Genomic DNA, 19987 nt, shown 5'->3' with positions numbered 1-19987 from the left:
CCCCACCAGGGAGGTTCGGAGGGGCAAAGCCGCTCCGGCTCCTCTATTTCCGATGAAGCCTAATGCAACTGCGTAAGCCATAAAAGAAAACCTATGCAGCCACTCATCGGCCTGATCATGGGCTCAACATCCGACTGGGAGACGATGAGCCATGCCGCGCAGACGCTCGACCGCCTGGGCGTGCCCTACGAGGTGCGCGTGGTCTCGGCCCACCGCACGCCCGACCTGCTGTTCGAGTACGCCGGCTCGGCCGAAGCGCGCGGGCTGGAGGTGATCATCGCGGGGGCGGGCGGCGCGGCGCACCTGCCGGGCATGGCCGCCGCCAAAACCACGCTGCCGGTGCTGGGCGTCCCGGTCGAGTCGAAGGCGCTCAAGGGCATGGACTCGCTGCTCTCGATCGCGCAGATGCCGGCTGGCATCCCGGTGGGCACGCTGGCGATCGGCCGCGCCGGCGCGGTGAACGCGGCGCTGCTGGCGGCCGCCATCCTGGCCAATAAATACCCGCCCATCCGCGCGGCGCTGCAGCGCTTCCGCGCCGATCAGACGCAGGCGGTGCTCGATCAGCCGGATCCGCGCGAAGGTTCGGCAGGCTAGAGAGACGGGGTAGACGGGATTTGACAACAGTAGGAATCCTGGGCGGCGGGCAGCTCGGGCGCATGCTGGCGCTGGCCGGCTACCCGCTCGGGCTGCGCTTCCGCTTCCTCGAGCCCGCCGCCGACGCGCCGGCCGGGCATATGGCCGAGCACACCCGCGCCGGCTACGACGACCCGGCCACGCTCGACGCGTTCGCGGCCGGCCTCGACCTGATCAGCTACGAGTTCGAGAATGTGCCGGTGGCGGCGGCGCGCCAGCTGGCCGCGCGCGTGCCGGTGTACCCGCCGCCGCAGGCGCTCGAAGCCGCGCAGGATCGCGTGGCCGAGAAGTCGTTCTTCCAAAGCCTCGGCATTGCCACGCCGCCGTTCGCGGCAGTGGGCACGCCCGCCGAGCTCGACGCGGCGCTGGTGCGGATCGGCCTGCCGGCGGTGCTGAAGACGCGCCGCCTGGGCTACGACGGCAAGGGCCAATTCGTGCTGCGCGCGCGCGAGGATGCCGCGGCGGCCTGGGCCACGCTGGGCGGCTCGCCGCTGATCCTCGAAGGGTTCGTACGCTTTGCGCGCGAGCTATCGATCGTGGCGGCGCGCGGCCGCGACGGCGCGATCGCCTGCTACCCGCTGGCCGAGAACTACCACCGCGACGGCATCCTTCGGCTCTCGCTCGCGCCAGCGCCGGGGGGCACGCCCGCGCTCCAGGCCGCCGCCGAGCGGATCGCCACCCAGGCCCTTGAGGCGCTCGACTACGTCGGCGTGCTGGCGATCGAGCTGTTCCAGGTAGAAGAGCCTGCCTCTGCTGCCCCGGCGCTGCTGGTGAACGAGATGGCGCCGCGCGTGCATAACTCGGGCCACTGGACGATCGAAGGCGCCGAGACCAGCCAGTTCGAGCAGCACCTGCGCGCGGTGCTGGGGCTGCCGCTCGGCTCGGCGGCGGCGCGCGGCCACGCGGCGATGGTGAACCTGATCGGCGCCTGGCCCGACCCGGCGGCCGTGCTGGCGGTGCCGGGCGCGCACCTGCACCTGTATGGCAAGGCGCCGCGCGCCGGCCGTAAGCTCGGCCATATCACCGTGCGCGCCGACAGCCCCGCCGCGCTCGAGGCGCCGCTCCAGGCCATCCTGGCGCTCGTCGCGGCAAGCGAGCAGGGCTAGCGGCAGCCGTATACCCAGTCGGTCCAGCCGAGGTTTTTGCCGGGCCGCGCCGGCAGCGCCGCGCGGAAGCTCGCGCCATAGGCGTGGTTGATCACCCACGGCATCCACTCGTCGTCGCCGGTAGCCCACCAGCCGCCCGCCTCGCGGTCGAGGTCATCGAGAAACTGGGCCGCGCGCAGCAGCGCCCGATCCGACCAGTTCCACACATCGTAGCCGGCGCGCGAAAGCAGCTCGGCCTGCGCCAGCGCGCCTTCGAGCGCACCCCACGGGTAGTTGGTATGCACGGGCGGCCAGGCGAACGGCCCGCCGCGCCGCATATCGTCGGGGATGGCGCCGTCGAGCCGGTGGCCATCGCGCGTCGCCCCCGCCGGGTTAATGCCAACCGGCTGCTCGGGGTCGGCCTGCCACGAGAGGTCGCCATCGTAGCTGAAAGCCGAGTACGCCACGCGGTTGCCTAGCCAGCCGCGAAACACCTGCGCGGCGCGGTCGAGGTCGGCCCGGTCGCCGAGGTACAGCGCGGCGGCCACGCGCGACGCACCGGCGTGCGTGCCCCAATTGTTCGGGCGCTGATCGTGCGTGCCGATCAGCGTGCGCCCGTCGAGGGCGGCAAAGCGCACCGCGCTCAGCCATTCGCGGAACTGCTGCTCGCGCGCCGGGTCGTAGCTCTTGAAGTCGATCAGGTCGGCGGCGATCACATACGACACCAGGTTGCGCCCAAGCGCGAGCGTGCGATCGCCCTGCTCGGTGCCGATGGCGGCCATCACCGCGTCGGCGGCCTTGGCGCGGTAGCGCTCGTCGCCGGTGCGGGCGTACACCAGCGCCGCGGCGAGCGCACGCACGTCGTGGTTGCTGTTCTGATTGGCGATCTCGGCTTTGCCCAGGCCGGCGTCGGCCGCGGCCTTGAGCTGGCGCCAGGCCGGCCCGGCCATTGGCAGGCGCGCCAGCTCGGCGCGCGAAGTCCAGATCCCGCCGCCGGGCGGCACCGGCGGCCCGCACACCGCCGCGCCAACCTCGCGCCCGAGCAGGCCCAGCAGCACGTCGTAGGGCGGCTGGTTCTCGGGGTGCAGCTCGAAGCGCGCGCGCTCGAACCACTGCACGGTGTAGCTGCGCCCTTCGATCTGCTCGAGCTGGGCGTCGCCGAGCGGCAGGCCGAACAGCGCCAGGCTTTCGGCCTCGCTGGTGCCGCGCCGGCCGTCGAACTCCAGGCCGCTGGCGCGCCAGGCTTTCAGAATATCGCCGCAGACATTGTGGCCGGTTTCGGCGAAGAAGCGGCAGCCGGGCTGCGGCGCGCTTTTGGCGAAGCTGAACCAGTCGCGGCCCTGCCGCGCCAGCGCGTCGGCGCCCAGCCGGCCCAGCAGCACGTCGTAGGGGCGCGCATTTGTGGGGTGCAGCTCGAGCCGGTTGCGCTCGAACTGCTGCGATTGCGTCGCCACGCCTTCGATCAGCTCTTCTTGCTGCGGCGCGAGCGGCAGGCCAAACACCGGCAGGCCGCCGTTCGCCTCCCAGAACTCGCGGATGCGCCCCTGTATGCAGAAGCCCGTTTCGGCAAAGCAGCGCTGGCCGGCTGGCGCCGCCTGGGCCGGCAGCGCACCGGCCAGCAGCACGGCTGCGGCCAACAGGGCAACAACAATGCGTTTCATGCGAATACGAAAACTTTCTAGTATGTTCACGAGCTACGCGGTGGGCCGCGCGCTCGGCTGCATTACCTGCGCCGGCGAGGAGCTTGGGTGGCGAGCGGCCCCGAGCCTCCCGCTTATGTGAACGCGGCAGGTAGCGCCGAGGATACATAGCTGTCAGGATGTTCACCCAGCTCAGCCGCCAATGACTTTCCCCAGCGGCGAGAGCCGTGCGGAGGTTTTGGGCTTGGGCGGCGTGAGCAGCGGCAGCGGCGCGCCAAGCTCGAAGATGCTGGCCGGCACGCCGCTGGCGGCCAGCTGCGCGGCAAGCGGCTGCGCCTGCGCGGCCACGTCGGCCACCAGCAGCGCCAGCGCGCCACCAGCCCGGCGCGTCTGCCAGCCTGCCAGGCCCGGCAGCCACGCGCCGTCGAGCGCGGGCGTCACCAGCGCCAGCGCGGCACCTGCGGTTTCGGTGGCGCGCGCAGCCTGGCCCTGGCGCAGCACCTCGCCCAGCGGCAGCGCGCCGCTGGAGTGCGCGTCGACGAGCGCGCCCAGGATGCGCCAGAGCTGGCGCGGCCCCCGGCCGGGCATCACCATGCGGCGGCGGCCATCGTCGGCCAGCAGCCCGACCGCGCGGCCCTCGGCCAACGCCTGCGAGGCCAGCGAGCACGCCAGCACGATCGCCAGCTCAAGCAGCGAGTCGGCGCGGCTCTCAAGCGCCGGCGTGTCGAGCACCGATGTCTGGGTAAAGGCGTAGGGGTCGGCGTGCAGCGGCGCGGGAGCGCGCGCCGGCGCGGGCGGGTAGGCGCCGGCCGCGAGGTCGAGCACGATCCACAGCGCGCCGGCGCGCTCCTGGTCGAACTCTTTGATCATCAGCTTGTCGGTGCGCGCCACCGTAGGCCAGTGGATGCGGCTCGGTGGGTCGCCCGGCGCGTACTCGCGCAGCCCGCCGACGCTTGGCGTAACGTGAAGCTGCAGCAGGTCGGCGCGCGCCAGGCCGCCGCGCTGGCCCTGCGGCACCAGCAGCGGCGGCAGGCGCACCAGCGGCGGGTAGATCACAATCTGGCGCGCGGCCTGCTCGCGCCACTGGTAGCGAAACAGCCCGAACGGGTCGCCGAGCGAGGCAGTGAGCGGGCCAAGCGTGTACACGCCACGGCGGGTACAGTGGGCCTGCGTGCGCCACTGCTGCCGCGCGCCCGGCCCAAGCCCGGCCACGCGCCGGCCGTTGTAGCCCGGCAGCGTCGAGGCATCTTCAAGCTCGAGCCACAGCAGCGGCAGGCGCGCGCGGTTCTCGAGATCCCACAGCTCTTCCAGATCGTCGCCGACCTGCGCCCACTCGGCCAGCAGCTTGCGGTGCAGCGCCACGCGCGGCCCCAGCTCGCGCACCCACAGGTACATCAGCAGCACCAGCAGCATATAGCTGTAGGCGATCACGAATAGCCCGGCGTATGGCGCGATCAGCCCGGCCAGCAGCGCCGCAGGGCCGAGCGCGAACACCCAAGGCTGGGTTGGGCGCAGCCGGCCTTCCAGGCTCAGCCAGCGCCGCGCGCGCGCAAGGTGCCGTACACTCGCCTCGTAGTAGTTCATGCCGGCGATCGTACCACGAAATGCCGATCAACGCGGCCGCTGCGCCCGCCGAATCAGGCCGTAGAGCTGATGGGAAGCGGCGGGGCTAGAGGTTCAGGCCGAGCGCCTGCATCAGCGCGGCGCTGAATGTAAAGCAGCACCAGAAGGTGCTGAGCGCGATCAGCCCGACGCCGGCGGCCAGGCCGATCGGCAGCCAGCGCGCACGGCCGTGGGCTTGCTCGATCCGCGTCTGCAGCCGGTCGAACACCACGTAGCAGCCGAACAGCGTGGCGGCGCACAGGCCGACCATCAGCAGTGGGATGAGGATGGCTGCGCTCATAGCGTTTAGGGGCGGACGCGCCGCAGAATAGCGGTAAGGCGGTCGTAGTCGTCTTTCAGCAGCGAGGCGACCTCACGGCCGGCGTACACCAAGTATTCGCGCTCGCCGGCACCGCGTGCGCGCGCGGCGGCGCGGATCACTGCGGCCAGCAGCTCGTCGCTGGGGATCTGGTAGGCGAACAGCAGCGTGCGGAAGAAGTCGGTGTGCTCGCTAAAGCCGATCAGCTCGTCGTCGCCGCACTCGTAGACGCTATAGTGCACCGGCGGCGGCTGTGGCGGCAGGTACTGCCGCACGCGCCCGCCCTCGGCAAAGCCCACGGTGATCGCGCTGAACTCGGTCTGCAGCACTTCGGCCAGGTCGGGGTGCTCGTGGTAGATCTCGGCGTCGTACAGCTCGCGCCCGCTGTAGGTGCGCCCGCGCACCAGCGCGCGGCCGCCCGGCTCTTTGCTGCCGGTGCGGATATCGTACACCAGCCCGTACACCGCCGAGCCCTCGGCGCGCGCCTGCGCGCGCACCAGCGCGCCGAACGGCGGCGCCGCCAGCAGCTCGTAGGCCCCGGCCGTGAAGCCAGTGCTTGTCGATTCGATCACTTCGCCGATGCGTGTTGGCATAGGTTGTGTGCGCCCCAAGCGATCAGAAGGCAGGATCGGCGTGCGCCCCGGCGCCTGCTACCCCGCGTACGACGCCAGGCCGGCCGCGCGATCGGGGTAGATCTTGAACAGCGTATCGAAGCGGCTTTTGCGAAAGATCTCGGCCACCGGCGGCTGCAGGCTGCACAGCCGCACGTCGCCGCCAAGCGGCTGGGCCGATTTCAGGCCCATCAGCAGCATGCGCAGCGCCAAGCTGGCCGCGAAGCCGACCTCGGCCATATCCACAAGCACCTTGCCCTGGTGCGCGTTGATAATCGCGTTGAACACTGGCTCAACATCGGCAAGCGCGGCGGCGTCGAGCCGGGCCGGCAGGGTGATCACCAGCACGTCGCCAATGTGCTCTTGTTTCACGCGGGTTAGCCCTTTCGGTGAAGCGGAAAACGGTGCGCGGCGCGGCGCTGGCTGCGTGGTGCGCTGGCGCGTATTATAACACGCGCGTTTCATTGCCGTAGCCGCGCTGCTTCACGCCGCCTCGCGCCTGACCACGAGCAGCGTCAGGTCGTCGGACTGGGGCGCGCCGCCGGCATGCACCTCGACCTCGGCGATCACCCGGTCGATCAGCGCAGCGGCCGGCAGCCCGGCGTGCGCGCGCAGCGCCGCCAGCAGGCGCGGCTCGCCAAACAGCTCGTTGCCGGCGTTCATCGCCTCGGTGATGCCGTCGGTGAAGCACACCAGCGTATCGCCGGGCGCAAGCCTGGCGTGGCCCACCTCGAACGCCTGGCCGGGCACGATGCCGATCGGCAGGGCCGAGCTTTCGAGCTCGGCGCGCAGCACGCCGCCAGGGCCGAGCAGCATTGGCGAATTGTGGCCGGCGTTCACAAAGCTCAGCTCGCCGCTCGCGGGCGTCAGCACCGCGTAGAACAGCGTGATGAACATGCTGCTGGCGCCGTGCTCGGTGGCGATATACTCGTTGGCGAACCTCAGCGTATCGGCCAGCAGCGCGTCGGCGCCGGCCTCGTGCTCGTGCCGAAACATGCGCGGCGCCTGCGACGACGCGCGCACCAGGCTGCGCGTCAGCGCCACAAACAGCGCCGCCGGCACGCCCTTGCCGCAGGCGTCGGCAATCACCAGGCCCAGCCGTCCGCCGTCCAGCGGGATGCAGTCGAAAAAATCGCCGCCAACCTCATGCGCGCCGCGGTTCACCGCGGCGATCTGCCAGCCGGGCGGCTGCGCGATCGTGCGCGGCAGAAACAGCGATTGGATGCGCCGGGCCACCGCCAGCTCTTCTTCGAGCCGGACAAGCCGGACGCGCTCGGCCTGCGCGGCCTCAAGATCGGCGTAGGCGCGGGCCAGCTCGGCGTGCTTGGCGGCAAGGTCGTCGATCATCAGCTGGCTGGTGCGGCGCAGGCGCGCGGTGCTGCCGCGCAGCAGATCGAGCGTAAGCTCGGGGCTGCTCAGCATCAGCTCGGTGAACGCGCGCTCGTCGAACACCGCCACGCTGCTGTCGGCCAGCGCGCGCACCGTGGCCGAGCGCGGGCTGCCGTCGATCAGCGCCATCTCGCCGATAATCCGGCCGGGCAGGCAGACCTCGAGCCGCTGCGCGAAATCGCCCTGGTGCGCCACGGCCTCGAGCTCGCCGCTGAGCACCATGTAGCACGTGTAGCCAGGCGCGCCCTGCACAAACAGCACGTCGCCGGCCGCCAGCCGCTGCTCGGGCAGCTGCGCGGCCAGCTCGGCCAGGCGCGCATCGTTCGTGCGGCCGAACAGGCCGAGGGTACGCATGCGCTCAAGCATCGCCGGCCTCCGGCCGCTTCACGATCGTCAGCTCGTTCCAGCGCGTGGCCGGGTCGTGGTGGTAGCGCAGCTCGTCGGAAAGCTCGCGCACCAGAAACAGCCCCAGCCCGCCAACCGGGCGGTGCGCCAGATCGGCCGTCAGGTCGGGCCTGGGCGCGTCGTTGGGGTCGAACGGCGCGCCGCAATCGCAGATGCGCACCTGCAGCACGCCATTGGTCGCGTCGCACTCGACGCGGATCGGGCCGGAGGCGGGGCCCGAGTAGCTGTACTTCATGATATTCGTCGCGATCTCTTCGATCGAGAGGCGCAGCAAATATTCCTGCTCGTGCTCAAGCGAAAAATAGCGCTCGACATCATCGACAAAGCGCATCAGCTCCATGAGGCCCGCGTCATTCGCCACAACTTCGATCGACTGGTGCATCGCGATTTCTTTCGTCGCCACCCGGCTGGGTGCTACTAGAATAGCATAGAAATCGATGTGCTATAATGCCTCGCAACGCGCCAACGTATCGGTTCGGGCCACCTCGGTGGCGCACAGCCGGAGGCTACATTGGCGATCTGGCTTGGTCTGATCGCGGTTCCCGCCGTGCTGGCGCTGCTGTACTGGCTGATCGTCGTGGGCGAAGGCACATACCTGGGGCGCTACGCCGTACGCTTCATCTACCAGCGCGGCGCGCGCATCTACGACGATGTGCGCCGGCCGGTGGTGGCGAGCGACGCGGCGCTGCTGCTGCCGCTGCTGCGCGCCGCGCTGGCGGGCCGCGCCGCGCCGCGCGTGCTGGATGTGGCGACCGGCACCGGGCGCGTGCCGCTGCTGCTGGCCACGCAGCCCTGGTTCGGCGGCACGATCTGCGCGATCGATCTGGCCCCGGCCATGCTGGCGCGCGCGGCGGCCAAGCTGGCGGCCGCCGGCCTGGCCGGCCGGGTGGCGCTGCGCGTCGGCGAGGCTGGCGCGCTGCCCTGGCCCGACGCGGCATTCGACCTGGCGATATCGCTCGAAGCCCTGGAGTTCTTCCCGCGCCCGCGCCGCGCGCTGGCCGAAATGGCGCGCACACTCGCGCCCGGCGGCGTGCTGATCGTCAGCAAGTACCCCGATGCCTGGGCGCGCGCGCTGCCGCTGAAGGCGCTCACGCGCGCGGCAATGCGCCGGGCGCTGGCGCGGCTGGGCTTTGGCGCAGTCGAGTTCCGCGCATGGCAGCCCGGCCACTACGAGCTGGTGATCGCGACAAAGCTGGCCGCACAAAATCGATAAGTTCAAAGCCATACTATGACGGCAAATCCGCCTTCAATTCCACTACTGCACGGCCGCTACCGCATCGAAGAGCAGCTCGGCACCGGCCGGCTGGCCGTGGTGTACCGCGCCTACGACGAGCGCCTGCAGCGCCAGGTGCTGGTGCACATGCTGCGGCGCGACATGAGCCAGCAGGAGGCGCTGCGCCAGCGCTTTGTGCAAGAGGCGCACAACAGCGCGCGGCGCTCGCACCAGTCGCTGCTCGAAGTCTTCGACAGCGGCGAGATCGCCGGGCGGCCGTATATGGTGACGGAGTTCGTGGCCGGGCGCACGCTGCGCGAGATCGGCGCAATGCCGCTCGACGATGCGCTGCTGTATTTTCGCCAGCTGGTTGGCGCGGTGGCGGTGTGCCAGGGCGCCGGCGTGCCGCACCCGCCGGTCTCGAGCAATAACGTCGTGCTGGTGGCCGATGGCCACGTCGAGCTGCTCGAGAACTGGCGCACCCCTCAGGCCGAGATCGCGCTCGACGTGGCGGCCTACCGCGCGCCCGAGCGCGTGGCCGGCGGCCCGCTGACACACGCCGCCACGGTGTACGCGCTGGGGCTGCTGCTCGTCGAGATGCTGAGCGGCAAGCGGCTGACAAGCGGCGACGACCCGCGCGCGGTGGTGCAGCAGCACCTGGCATTGCAGGTGCCGCCGCTGGCGCAGCTCCGCCCAATGCTGTTCGTGCCCGCGCTCGACGAGCTGATCAAGCACGCCACCGCGCGCCTGCCCGGCGAGCGCCTGCCCGACGCGGCGGCGCTCGGCCGCGCGCTCGACGAGCTGCGCCGCACGCTGAGCCTCGATACGCGCCGGCTCGACCGGCCGCCGGTGCAGCCGCCGAGCATGCGCGAGCGGATCAATCGCACCACCGGGCGCATCCGCGCGCTGCCGGTGGCCGCGCCAGCCCCCGCGCCCGCCACGCCAGACGACGACGAGGCCGCGCCGGCCCGGCCGCTCGCCTACCCATCCAGCGCGCGCCGCTCGGTCGTCGGCATCGTGATCTTGCTGGCGATGCTGGTAGTCTTTGGCTGCGGCGCGTACTACGCCATCACCGTGGTGGTCGATCGGCTGGCGAATATCGAGCTGCCGCGCCCCGACATCAGCCTGCCCGACTTGGGGGTGCAGCTGCCAGGCTGGCTCACCGGCATCGTCAGCGGCGGCGGGCAGGTCTGGGTAGTGAATATCGATGGCCCCGAGGGCCTGAACCTGCGCAGCGCGCCCGGCACCGAGGCCGAGATCATTACCTACCTGCCCAGCGGCACCCACGTGCGCCAGATCGGCGGCCCGCGCACCGCCAGCAACACCGAGTGGATCCAGGTGCGCGCCGAAGTCGGCGGCAGCGTCGTCGAGGGTTGGGTGTCGCGCTTGTATGTCAAGCCCGAGTAGCGCCCAACGCCGCTGACGCCACCCCTGCCAGGGAGGGGAAAACAGCCTGGTGTTGCCCTGGTGCCGGCGGGCTGATGCAGCACGCCGGCAGCCGGAACGTGGTAGAATGGCACAGCAATAGCATACGAAATGTTTCCATGAAGATATACGTGTGAGCCACTGGCCCACTGCCGCTGAGATCCCGCCACGCTGCCCCGGCTGTGGCGGCCCGCCGCACCCCAATGTCGTGTGATTCGGCGAGGCGCTGCTGCGGCGGCGTTGCCAGGCGCGGCTCTTGGCTCGAACCCCCGGCGTGGTGCGGCGCGCCGCCGACCTGTCCCACTACGCCCGCCGGTGCGGCGCGCCCATGGCGCCGACAATCGCGGCATCGCCCCGCCCGGCATATTCGGTAAGCTGCTGATCGGCCCGGCTGTCGAGTCGCTGCCGCTGCTGCAGGCAGTGCTCGGTGGCCCGGCCGCGTGTGGATATAAGGAGGATCGCGATGCCGCTGACTTTGCCCGACTCAGTGCTGCAGCGCTTGAAGCAGGCTAAACGTGTCGTGGCGCTCACCGGCGGCGGCATGGCCGCCGCCAGCAAGGTGCCTTCGTTTCGCGAGGCCCACACCGGCGAGTGGGCGCAGTACGATGTAAGCGAGCTCGCCACCGTGCAGGCATACCTGCGCAACCCACGCATGGTCTGGGAGTGGTACGAGCACCGCCGCCGCACCGCCGAGGCCGCCGAGCCGAACGCCGCGCACTACGCCCTGGTCGATCTCGAGCAGCACTACCCAACCTTCACGCTGATTACGCAAACAATCGACGGCCTGCACTGGCGCGCCGGCTCGCGCGATTTGATCGAGCTGAACGGCTGCCTGCGCCGCAGCCGCTGCTACGAGGCCGGGCACATTATCTCGGCCTGGGAAGACGTGGGCGAGTCGCCGCCGCGCTGCCCGCATTGCGGCAGCATGCTGCGGCCCGGCGTGGTGATGTTCGGCGAGGGCCTGCCCGAGTGGGAGCTGCGCGCCGCGCGCGCCGCCGTCGAGCAGTGCGACGTGTTCGTGTGCGTCGGCGATGTCGGCGCGATCGAGCCGGTGTCGTCGTTCCCATTCGCCGCCAAGCGCGTCGGCGCGCTGCTGCTCTCGATCGACGCCGAAAACTCGATCTACACGCTGCTGGCCGACCACGTGATCGAGCAGCCGCTGAGCGAGGCGCTGCCCGAGCTGGTGCGCCTGGTGGTCGGCGAGATCGGCGAGCTCGACGCGGCCGCCTTTCCCATCGAGCCATGAAACCAATCACCGTGCGCTCGACCAAGTACGATGGTAGCCTGCACTACCACTACGTCACTACGCTGGTGCGCGAAGAGCCAAACCTGCTGCAGCTGTACCTCGCGCCCGGCGCGCACATCGAAAGCTATCGCGGCTCGATGATTGCTACGCAGCATAATTTGCAGCTCTACTGGGCCGACCGGCCATACAACCTGCATATCAGCTGGCACGCCGATTGGCGCCCGCGCAACCATTACATTAATATCGCCACGCCGGCCAGCTGGCACACCGGCCAGCTGCACTTTATCGACCTCGACCTCGACGTGATCTGGCGCTCGCAAACCGGCGAGGTGATACTCGACGACGAGGACGAGTTCGAAGCACACCAGCTACGCTTCGGCTACCCGGCCGACCTGATCCAGCGCTGCCGGGAGGCCAGCGCCGAGGTGATCGACCTGATCGCGCGGCGGGTCTACCCATTCGATGGTAGCCTGTACGCCTGGAGACCCAATGCTGCTCCGTAGTGCGCGGCTTTCGATTCGTCCCTGGACGTTCCACGACGACGAGCTGGCGGACGAATGGCCCCCCTACAATGATCCGCTTGAGCCGCTCTGGAACCTGCCGCGCCAGGTTGGCCTGTCTAGCGAGGTCTGGTCGTTTTTCGAAAGCACGGCGATGCGCCGCACCTGGGCCGTCGACGATGCGGCCGGCCGGATGATCGGGCGGATCTCGCTGCGCGATATCGATACCCGCAAGTCGCAGGCGCGGCTGGGCATTACCTTCGGCGCGTCGTACGTCGGCCAGGGCCTCGGCACCGAAGCGCTGGCGCTGTTCCTCACCTACTACTTCACCGATCTGGGCTTCCAGGCGATGGTGCTCGACGTGGCCGCGCCCAACCAGCGCGCGGTGCGCTCGTACGAGCGGCTGGGCTTTAGCTTCGCCGGCAGCGACTGGCGCATCGCCGATAGCCGCTTCGACTGGCGCGTGCTCGACAGCCCGCACTACGCCCAGCTGCGGCCGTTCTTCCGCAATGGCCAGCACGGCCTGTATGTCGAGTTCTACGAGATGCAGCTCCACAAGAACGACTGGCTGCGCTACGCGCGCTCGATCGGCCGCCGCTAGCACAGCCGGCCCCGCGCGCGGCGTGGGGGATAGCACAACAGGACTTTTTACCGCCTTGTGCTGCCGTTTCGGCGTGCTATGATACAAGCGACAGCTGCGCTGCCGCTGCTTCTCGTGCTTGCCTGCTGGAGCTGCTATGTCGCTGATCGCCGGGAACCTCGGGGTTGTGCAACGCCTGCTCGACGCCAATACTCTGAAATGGGCGGTGTGCGCCGGCTGCGCCGCGCACCTGTACGGCGATCGGCGGCCGATCCAGGATGTCGATATTCTGGTGACCCCAGGCAAACTACCCGATGTCGTACGGCTGCTTCAGCAGCAGCACAAAGCCGTCCAGTTCGACGGCCAGCGCATTCTCTGGCGCGGCATCAAGCTGTTCGACGACCTGAGCATCCGCCGCGGCGCGCAAACCCACCCCTTCAGCCTCGACGCCGCGATGCTCGCCCACATCCGGCGTATGCCGCTGCTCGGCTCGCCGGTGACGGTGCTGGCGCCCGAGGACGTGCTGGTGCACAAGGTAGTGCTGGGCCGCGGCCCCGAGCAAGGCAAGCACGACCTGGCCGACGCCGCCGGGATCATCCGCCGCCAGCAGCTCGACCTGGCGTACATGCGCGCGCGCGCCCAGGCCATGAACGCGGCCGAGGCCGCCGCCGACGCGCTGGCCCGCCTCGGCCTCGCGCTCTAGAAATGCTACAATATCCCCGGAACATCCTCGCCTGCTCAGGCGTCTCTCTTCCAACATCGATTGGTTCGCACGGCTACTAGGCACGGCTTACGCGCTGGATGCGGCGAGATCGGGCGCCCAGGGCTCCCGGCGCCTTCCGAGCACTGCCCTGGCTGGCCACCGGTGGCCACACCTGGAGCCGGCGGCAGCCAACCCGCAGGGAGCGCGCAGCTCGTGTACATAAAGGGGACGGCCTATGCGTCGCCGCACTGTTCGAATCGCCGCCGCTGTGGTGGTTGTGGCGCTGGTTGGTGGGCTGGCATTTGCGCTGCGCGGCCGGCCGGCGCCGATTGTCGAGCGGCCAACCGAGGCCGCGCCGCCCACACCGGCGCGCCTGCCCTACACCCCCCTGCCCGAGGGCACCGTCTCGCCGATTGTCGTTGGCCGCAGCCCGGCGCGCGGCGCCGAGCTTGCGCCGAACCAGCCGATCGAGCTGGTGTTCGACCGCGCCATGGATCAGAAGGCCGTCGAGAGCGCGTTTAGCCTCGCGCCGGCGGTGAGCGGCAGCATCCAGTGGGCCGACGCGCGCACGCTGCGCTTTGTGCCCAGCCAGCCGCTGCCACGCGCGCGCCTGTTCGACGTGACGCTCGGCCAGGCGGCCCGCGCCGCCGACGGCGCACAGCTGGCCGGGCCGTTCCAGTTTCGCTTCAGCACCGCCGGCTTTCTCGAGGTCGGCCAGGTGATCCCGGCGAATGACGCGGCCGAGGTGCAGCCCAACGCCACGATCACCGTGCTGTTCAACCGGCCGGTGGTGCCGCTAGCGCCAGCCGAAGGCCAGGCCGACGCGCCCCAGCCGCTGAGCTTCACGCCGCCGATCGCCGGCCGGGGCGAGTGGCTCAACACCGCCGTGTATGTGTTCCACCCCAGCGCGCCGCTGCCGGGCGGCATACGCTACAGCGCCAGCGTCGCGGCCGGGCTGCAGGGCATCGACGGCAGCCCGCTCGCCAGCGAGTACCGCTGGTCGTTCAGCACGGCGCGGCCGCAGGTGCTGGCGGTATTCCCGCAAGACGGCGAGCGCCTGGTGCCGATCGAGCAGCCGATCTCGCTGCAGCTGAGCCAGCCGATCGACGCTGCGGCCGCGCGCGCCGCCTTCCACCTGCGCGCAGGCGGCGCCGACGTGCCCGGCACACTTGATCTCGTGCGCGATACGCTGGTGTTCACGCCAGGCCAGCGGCTCGCGTTCGACAGCGACTACCAGGTGGCGCTCGGCGCCAGCCTGGGCGGCGCGGCCGGCGCCGGCATGGCGGCCGACTTCACCAGCGCCTTCCACACCGTGCCGCTGCCACGGCTGCTCGGCACCCAGCCGGCCGACGGCCAGGCCAACGTCAACCCCGGCAGCGACCTGGCGCTGTTCTTCAACACGCCGATCGACGCGGCCACGGTGATGGCCAACCTGCAGATGACGCCGCCGATCTCGCCGACGCAGGTGTACACCTACGGCGCGCAGATCTACCCAGGCGACACCAGCGCCCCGCCCGGCGCGGCCTACGGCTTCCACATCAGCTTTGGCGCCCGCCCGTCGAGCAGCTACCGCGCGCGGATCGGGCCAGGCATCGCCGACCCATACGGCAACCGCACCGGCCAGGCGCTGGAGATCGGCTTCCGCACCGCGCCGCTGCCGCCGGGGATCCAGATCGTGATGCCCGACTACATCGCTACCTACGACGCGCACAACCCGGCGCGCGTCGGCATCAGCTCGGTGAATATCGGCACCGCCAGCCTGGCGCTGTTCCGCCTGAGCCTCGACGCGCTGAAACAGCCCTACTGGGATGCCTCGCGCACGCCGACGGACGACACGCTCATCCGCCGCTGGCAGGTGCCGCTGAACACGCCGCTCGACCAGCCGACGCTCGCCAAGATCGACCTGCTGGCGAATGGCGGCGCGCTCGACCCCGGCGCGTACCTGCTGACGCTCGACCAGCCGCAAGGCCCGCCGCAGCAGCACGTGCTGGTGGTGTCGAACCTGAACGTGACGCTCAAATCGAGCCCCGGCGACGCGCTGGTGTGGGCCAACGACCTGGCCAGCGGCCAGCCTGCCGCCGGCTTGGCGTTCGATTTCTTCGACGACACGGGCAGCGCGCTCGGCAGCGCCAGCACCGACGCGAATGGCGTGGCGCGGCTGAAGCTCGCGCGCAGCGAAAACCACTGGACAATCGCGATCGCGCGCCAGCCGTTCGCCGCCGCCGCCTCGAGCTGGTCGCGCGGCCTGAGCCCTTGGGATTTCGGGCTCGACGGCAGCGGCGCGCTGCCCACGCTGGCGATGCACGTCTACACCGACCGGCCGATCTACCGGCCGGGCCAGGAAGTACACTTCAAAGGCATTGTGCGCAGCGAAAGCGACGCGAGCTTCAGCTTGCCGCCGGGCGGCCAGGCCGAGGTGACGATCACCAGCCCGCGCGGCGAGCAGGTAGCCCAGCAGCAGCTGGCGCTCAGCGCCAATGGCGCGTTCGACGGCAGCCTGAAGCTGGCCGACGGCGCGGCGCTCGGCCAGTACAGCATTGGCGTGTCGCTCGGCGGCCAGGGCGGCAACGCGAGCTTCCAGGTGGCGGCCTACCGCCCGCCCGAGTTCCAGGTGGGCGTGGCGCTGCCCGCCGCCGAGCTGGTGCGCGGCGCGCCGATCGCCGCCACCGCCGTGGTGAGCTACTTCTTTGGCGGGCCGGTGGCCAACGCGCCGGTGCAGTGGAACGTGCTGGCCGATAGCTACCGCTTTCAGCCGGCGTGGGGCGGGCGCTACCAGTTCGGCGATAGCGACGACCCCTGGCGCTGCTGGGAGTGCTGGTGGCGCCCAGCCACGCCACCCCAGCCGATCCTGAGCGGCAGCGGCACCACCGACGCGCAGGGCCGCCTGGCGATCGGCATCCCGGCCGACCTCAAAGACGCCCAGGGGGTGCCGATCACCGACAGCGTGCGCCTGACGATCGAGGCGACCGTAACCGGCAACGACAACCAGGCGATCAGCGGGCGCGCCAGCCTGGTGCTGCACCGCGGCCAGCTGTACATCGGCCTGGCGCCGCGCGGCTACGTCGCGCAGGCCGGCCAGCCGCAGACGATCGACCTGGTGGCCAGCGATACTGCCGGCCGGCGCGTGCCTGGGCAGGCGATCGACGTCGAGCTGGTGAAGTATACCTGGGACAACCGCTTCGTGGCCGACGCGGGCGGCAGCGGGCACTGGCAGTGGCAGGAAGTGCGCACCAGCGCCGGCCGCCAGAGCGTCACCACCGACGCGCAGGGCCAGGCCAGCGCTACATTCACGCCGGCCGAGGCCGGCTCGTACCGCGTGGTGGCGCGCACCACCGACGCCGGCGGCCGCGCCGCGCAGTCTTCGGCGTTTGTGTGGGTCGCCGGCAGCGAGTACACACCCTGGCGGCGCGACAACACCGACCAGGTATCGCTGATCGCCGACAAGACCAGCTATACGCCGGGCGAGACCGCCGAGATCCTGATCCCCTCGCCGTTCACGCGGCCGCACTGGGCGCTGATCACCGTCGAGCGCGGCGGCGTGCTGAGCTACGAGGTGCGCCAGCTCAACGGCAATAGCGCGCTGTTCCGCCTGCCGATCACCGCCGCGCACGCGCCCAACGTGTACGTCACGGTCACGCTATTCAGCCCGCCCGAGGCCGCCGGCCAGCCGTCCGACTTCAAGCTCGGCATCCTGCCGCTGGCGGTCGCGCCCGACCCGCAATCGCTGAAGGTCAGCCTGACGCCCAGGCTGGCGCAGGGCGACACCAGCGCCCAGCCCGGCCAGACGGCCGACTTCGACGTGCAGGTGAGCGACCTGGGCGGCCAGCCAGTCGCGGCCGAGCTATCGCTCGACCTGGTGGATCAGGCGGTGCTAAGCCTGCAGCCGCGCACGCCCGACGCCATCCGCGAGGCTTTCTACTACCGGCGCGCGCTGGCCGTAGGCACCGCCAGCGGCCTGGCGGTGTCGGGCGACCGGTTCTTGCAGCAGTTCGACCAGGAGCTGCTGCGCCAGCAGGGGCCGCCGCTCGGCAGCCTGCCGACCACTGCGGCTGGCGGCTCTGCCGGCAGCGCCGGCGGCGCGCCCCTCGGTACCGCCATACCAGCGTCAGCCCCCCAGGCAGCCGACAGCAAGAGCGCCGCGGCCGGCCCGGAGATCGCCGTGCGCCAGCAGTTCGCCGACACCGCCTACTGGAACGCGCGCGTGCAGACCGACGCGAGCGGCCGAGCCAGCGTGCAGTTGCGCCTGCCCGATAACCTCACCACCTGGGTGCTACGCGGCGTAGCCTTCACCGCCGAGACGCGCGTTGGCGAGGGCACCGCCAGCTTGCTCGTCACCAAACCGCTGCTGGTGCGCCCGGTAACGCCGCGCTTCCTGGTGGTCGGCGACGTCGTCGAGCTGGCCGCGAATGTCAGCAACAACACCGGCGCGCCGCTCGACGCCCAGGTGGCCCTGGCCACGCGCGGCCTGAGCATCACCGGCGAGCTGACGCAGACGCTGAGCATCCCGGCGAATGGCGAGGCGCGCGTGCGCTGGCGCGCCGAGGCGCAAGACGTCACCAGCGCCGACCTGGTGTTCAGCGCTCGGTCGGGCCAGTACGCCGACGCCAGCCGGCCGCGCCTGGCGACCGGGCCGGAGGGCACGCTGCCGGTATACCGCTACAGCGCGCCCGAGATCGTCGGCACCGGCGGGCAGATCGCCGGCGCAGGCGCGCGCACCGAGGCGATCGGGCTGCCGCCGAATGTCGACCCGCGCAGCGGCGAGCTGACGGTGCGTATCGACCCGTCGCTGGCGGCGGGCATGCGCGACGGCCTGCGCGCGCTCGAGCATTTCGAGTATGAATGCACCGAGCAGACGGTCTCGCGCTTTCTGCCGAACATTCTGACGCAGCGCGCGCTGCAGCGCCTGGGCATCGCCAACCCCGACCTCGCGGCGCGCCTGCCGCAGCTGGTGAGCGACGGCCTGGCCAAGCTGTACGCCCAGCAGCACGGCGACGGCGGCTGGGGCTGGTGGCCGCCCAGCGCCAACGCCCAGCTCGACGAGAGCAACCCGCATATCAGCGCCTACGTGGTGTTCGGGCTGCTGCGCGCCAAAGAAAGCGGCTACGACGTGCGCGACGACGTGATCGCGCACGGCCTCGACTACCTGGCGAGCAAGCTGCTGCCCACCGGCAGGCGCCCCGATCAGCTCAGCACCGCCGACGCCAACCAGCAGGCGTGGCTGCTGTACGTGCTGGCCGACGCTGGCCGCGCCGACGGCGCACGGCTCGACGATGTGTACGCCAACCGCGCCAAGCTGAGCTACTTCGCCCAGGCTCTGCTGGCGCTGGCGCTGAACCGCGCCGGCGCGCCGCCCGACGACGCGCGCATCAAAGGGCTGCTGGCCGACCTGAACAGCGCCGCCGTGCTCAGCGCGACCGGCGCGCACTGGGAAGAAAACCAGCCCGACTGGTTGAGCATGAACACCGATACGCGCACCACCGCGATCGTGCTCATGGCCCTGGCCCGGCTCGACCCATCCGCCAGCGCGAAGCAGCCGCCCGATACGCCGAGCGCCACATCGCAGCAGGCGGCGCCTGCCTCGCCTTTGCTCCCGAACGTCGTGCGCTGGCTGATGGCCGCGCGGCGCGACGGCGAGTGGGCCAGCACCCAGGAGAGCGCGTGGTCGCTGATCGCGCTGACCGACTGGATGGCCCAGAGCGGCGAGCTGCGCCCCGACTACGACTACGGCGTGTGGCTGAACAACGCGCAACAGGCCGGCGGCCACATCGGCCCGAACGACGCTCAGACCCCGGTCGTGCTGCGCACGCGCGTGGCCAACCTGCTGAGCGAGGGCGGCAACCGGCTGACGATCGGGCGGGGCGCGGGTGGCGGGCAGCTGTACTACACCGCGCACCTGCGCGCGTTTCTACCGGTCGAGCAGACGCAAGCGCTCGATCGCGGCGTGAGCGTGCGCCGCCGCTACACCCTGGCAAGCTGCCAGGACGGGCCGAAGTGCCCCGAGCTGCGCGAGGCGCGCGTGGGCGATGTCATCCGCGTGGAGCTTGAGATCGTTGCGCCAAACGACCTGTACTACCTGCAGGTCGAAGACCCGCTGCCCGCTGGCGCCGAGGCTGTCGATACCAGCCTGGCCACCACCAGCCTGCTGGCGCAGCCGCCGCAGACCACCGGCAACCTGCCCATCGCCGAAGCCGCCCCCGGACAGACAGCAATCGTCGATAGCCCGTGGCCGTGGTGGTGGCGTTGGTACAGCCACAGCGAGCTGCGCGACGAGAAGCTGGCGCTGTTCGCCGACGCGCTGCCGCGCGGCGCATACCTGTACAGCTACACCATCCGCGCCGCGCAAGCCGGCGAATTTCGCGTCATACCGACCACCGCGCGCGAGCAGTACTTCCCCGAGGTGTACGGCCGCGCCGATGGCCAGATCCTGCGCATCACTGAATAGTCTGGGCTTGCCTCGGGCATGAGCGAAAAGAAGGCTCGGCAGGGCGCTACCTGCCGAGCCTTCTTTTTTGTTGTGACTTACGCTTTGGTGGGGTTTGGGGGCGGCTTCGCCGCCTCTTTTTGTGTTGCACTACATGGCGAAGCCACCTAGTGCAACACAATCGATACGTGATCAAGCGAACAGCGTATAAAGCC

The 19987-nt window shown here is 70.6% G+C and carries 16 protein-coding genes; 9 read left to right on the top strand and 7 right to left on the bottom strand.

Features of this window, described 5'->3' with window-relative positions; genetic code table 11:
• Window positions 1–93 precede the first annotated feature (93 nt).
• On the top strand, window positions 94–594 hold the full coding sequence (gene purE, locus U0177_RS10385; protein ID WP_409570554.1) for a 5-(carboxyamino)imidazole ribonucleotide mutase: 501 nt from the start codon (window positions 94–96) through the stop codon (window positions 592–594).
• Between the two features lie 20 nt (window positions 595–614).
• Window positions 615–1739, top strand: coding sequence for a 5-(carboxyamino)imidazole ribonucleotide synthase (locus U0177_RS10380; RefSeq protein ID WP_409570553.1), 1125 nt, complete (start codon window positions 615–617; stop codon window positions 1737–1739).
• On the opposite strand, the gene U0177_RS10375 is transcribed toward U0177_RS10380, so the two are convergent.
• The 7 genes from U0177_RS10375 to U0177_RS10345 all read right to left on the bottom strand — a co-directional run bounded on the left by U0177_RS10375 (window position 1736) and on the right by U0177_RS10345 (window position 8066).
• Entirely contained in the window at window positions 1736–3379 is a 1644-nt protein-coding gene (locus tag U0177_RS10375) for an alginate lyase family protein (RefSeq protein ID WP_409570552.1), read from the bottom strand. The two genes, U0177_RS10380 and U0177_RS10375, sit on opposite strands and share 4 nt — an antisense overlap.
• Window positions 3380–3550: 171 nt before the next feature.
• The gene (locus U0177_RS10370) at window positions 3551–4942 is read right to left on the bottom strand and encodes a DUF58 domain-containing protein (protein WP_409570551.1); all 1392 of its coding nucleotides are present in this window, start codon (window positions 4940–4942) and stop codon (window positions 3551–3553) included.
• A gap of 85 nt (window positions 4943–5027) precedes the next feature.
• Complete coding sequence (locus U0177_RS10365; protein WP_409570550.1) at window positions 5028–5261, bottom strand: hypothetical protein; 234 nt, start codon at window positions 5259–5261, stop codon at window positions 5028–5030.
• Between the two features lie 5 nt (window positions 5262–5266).
• A complete protein-coding gene (locus tag U0177_RS10360) occupies window positions 5267–5872 on the bottom strand; it encodes an HAS-barrel domain-containing protein (RefSeq protein ID WP_409570549.1) in 606 nt (201 codons plus the stop codon).
• A gap of 57 nt (window positions 5873–5929) precedes the next feature.
• Window positions 5930–6262: an STAS domain-containing protein gene (locus U0177_RS10355; RefSeq protein WP_409570548.1), complete on the bottom strand. Its 333-nt coding sequence runs from the start codon at window positions 6260–6262 to the stop codon at window positions 5930–5932.
• A 111-nt stretch (window positions 6263–6373) separates the two neighbouring features.
• Window positions 6374–7645: a PP2C family protein-serine/threonine phosphatase gene (locus U0177_RS10350; protein WP_409570547.1), complete on the bottom strand. Its 1272-nt coding sequence runs from the start codon at window positions 7643–7645 to the stop codon at window positions 6374–6376.
• Window positions 7638–8066: an ATP-binding protein gene (locus tag U0177_RS10345; protein WP_409570546.1), complete on the bottom strand. Its 429-nt coding sequence runs from the start codon at window positions 8064–8066 to the stop codon at window positions 7638–7640. The genes U0177_RS10350 and U0177_RS10345 overlap by 8 nt, the downstream gene beginning before the upstream one ends.
• 129 nt (window positions 8067–8195) lie before the next feature.
• Between U0177_RS10345 and U0177_RS10340 the strand changes: the two genes are divergently transcribed.
• The 7 genes from U0177_RS10340 to U0177_RS10310 all read left to right on the top strand — a co-directional run bounded on the left by U0177_RS10340 (window position 8196) and on the right by U0177_RS10310 (window position 19793).
• A complete protein-coding gene (locus U0177_RS10340; protein WP_409570545.1) occupies window positions 8196–8897 on the top strand; it encodes a class I SAM-dependent methyltransferase in 702 nt (233 codons plus the stop codon).
• A gap of 15 nt (window positions 8898–8912) precedes the next feature.
• Window positions 8913–10304: a serine/threonine protein kinase gene (locus tag U0177_RS10335; RefSeq protein WP_409570544.1), complete on the top strand. Its 1392-nt coding sequence runs from the start codon at window positions 8913–8915 to the stop codon at window positions 10302–10304.
• A gap of 481 nt (window positions 10305–10785) precedes the next feature.
• Complete coding sequence (locus tag U0177_RS10330; protein ID WP_409570543.1) at window positions 10786–11568, top strand: SIR2 family NAD-dependent protein deacylase; 783 nt, start codon at window positions 10786–10788, stop codon at window positions 11566–11568.
• On the top strand, window positions 11565–12071 hold the full coding sequence (locus U0177_RS10325; RefSeq protein ID WP_409570542.1) for a DUF402 domain-containing protein: 507 nt from the start codon (window positions 11565–11567) through the stop codon (window positions 12069–12071). The genes U0177_RS10330 and U0177_RS10325 overlap by 4 nt, the downstream gene beginning before the upstream one ends.
• Window positions 12058–12669: a GNAT family N-acetyltransferase gene (locus U0177_RS10320; RefSeq protein WP_409570541.1), complete on the top strand. Its 612-nt coding sequence runs from the start codon at window positions 12058–12060 to the stop codon at window positions 12667–12669. The genes U0177_RS10325 and U0177_RS10320 overlap by 14 nt, the downstream gene beginning before the upstream one ends.
• A 136-nt stretch (window positions 12670–12805) precedes the next feature.
• Window positions 12806–13351: a nucleotidyltransferase family protein gene (locus U0177_RS10315; protein WP_409570540.1), complete on the top strand. Its 546-nt coding sequence runs from the start codon at window positions 12806–12808 to the stop codon at window positions 13349–13351.
• Window positions 13352–13586: 235 nt separating this feature from the next.
• The gene (locus tag U0177_RS10310; protein ID WP_409570539.1) at window positions 13587–19793 is read left to right on the top strand and encodes an Ig-like domain-containing protein; all 6207 of its coding nucleotides are present in this window, start codon (window positions 13587–13589) and stop codon (window positions 19791–19793) included.
• Window positions 19794–19987 lie beyond the last annotated feature (194 nt).

Origin of the sequence: Kouleothrix sp. (assembly GCF_046328425.1) — a bacterium.
GTDB lineage: Bacteria > Chloroflexota > Chloroflexia > Chloroflexales > Roseiflexaceae > Kouleothrix.
Note: the sequence above shows the minus strand (reverse complement) of the source record. Positions and strands in the feature narration are given on the sequence as shown.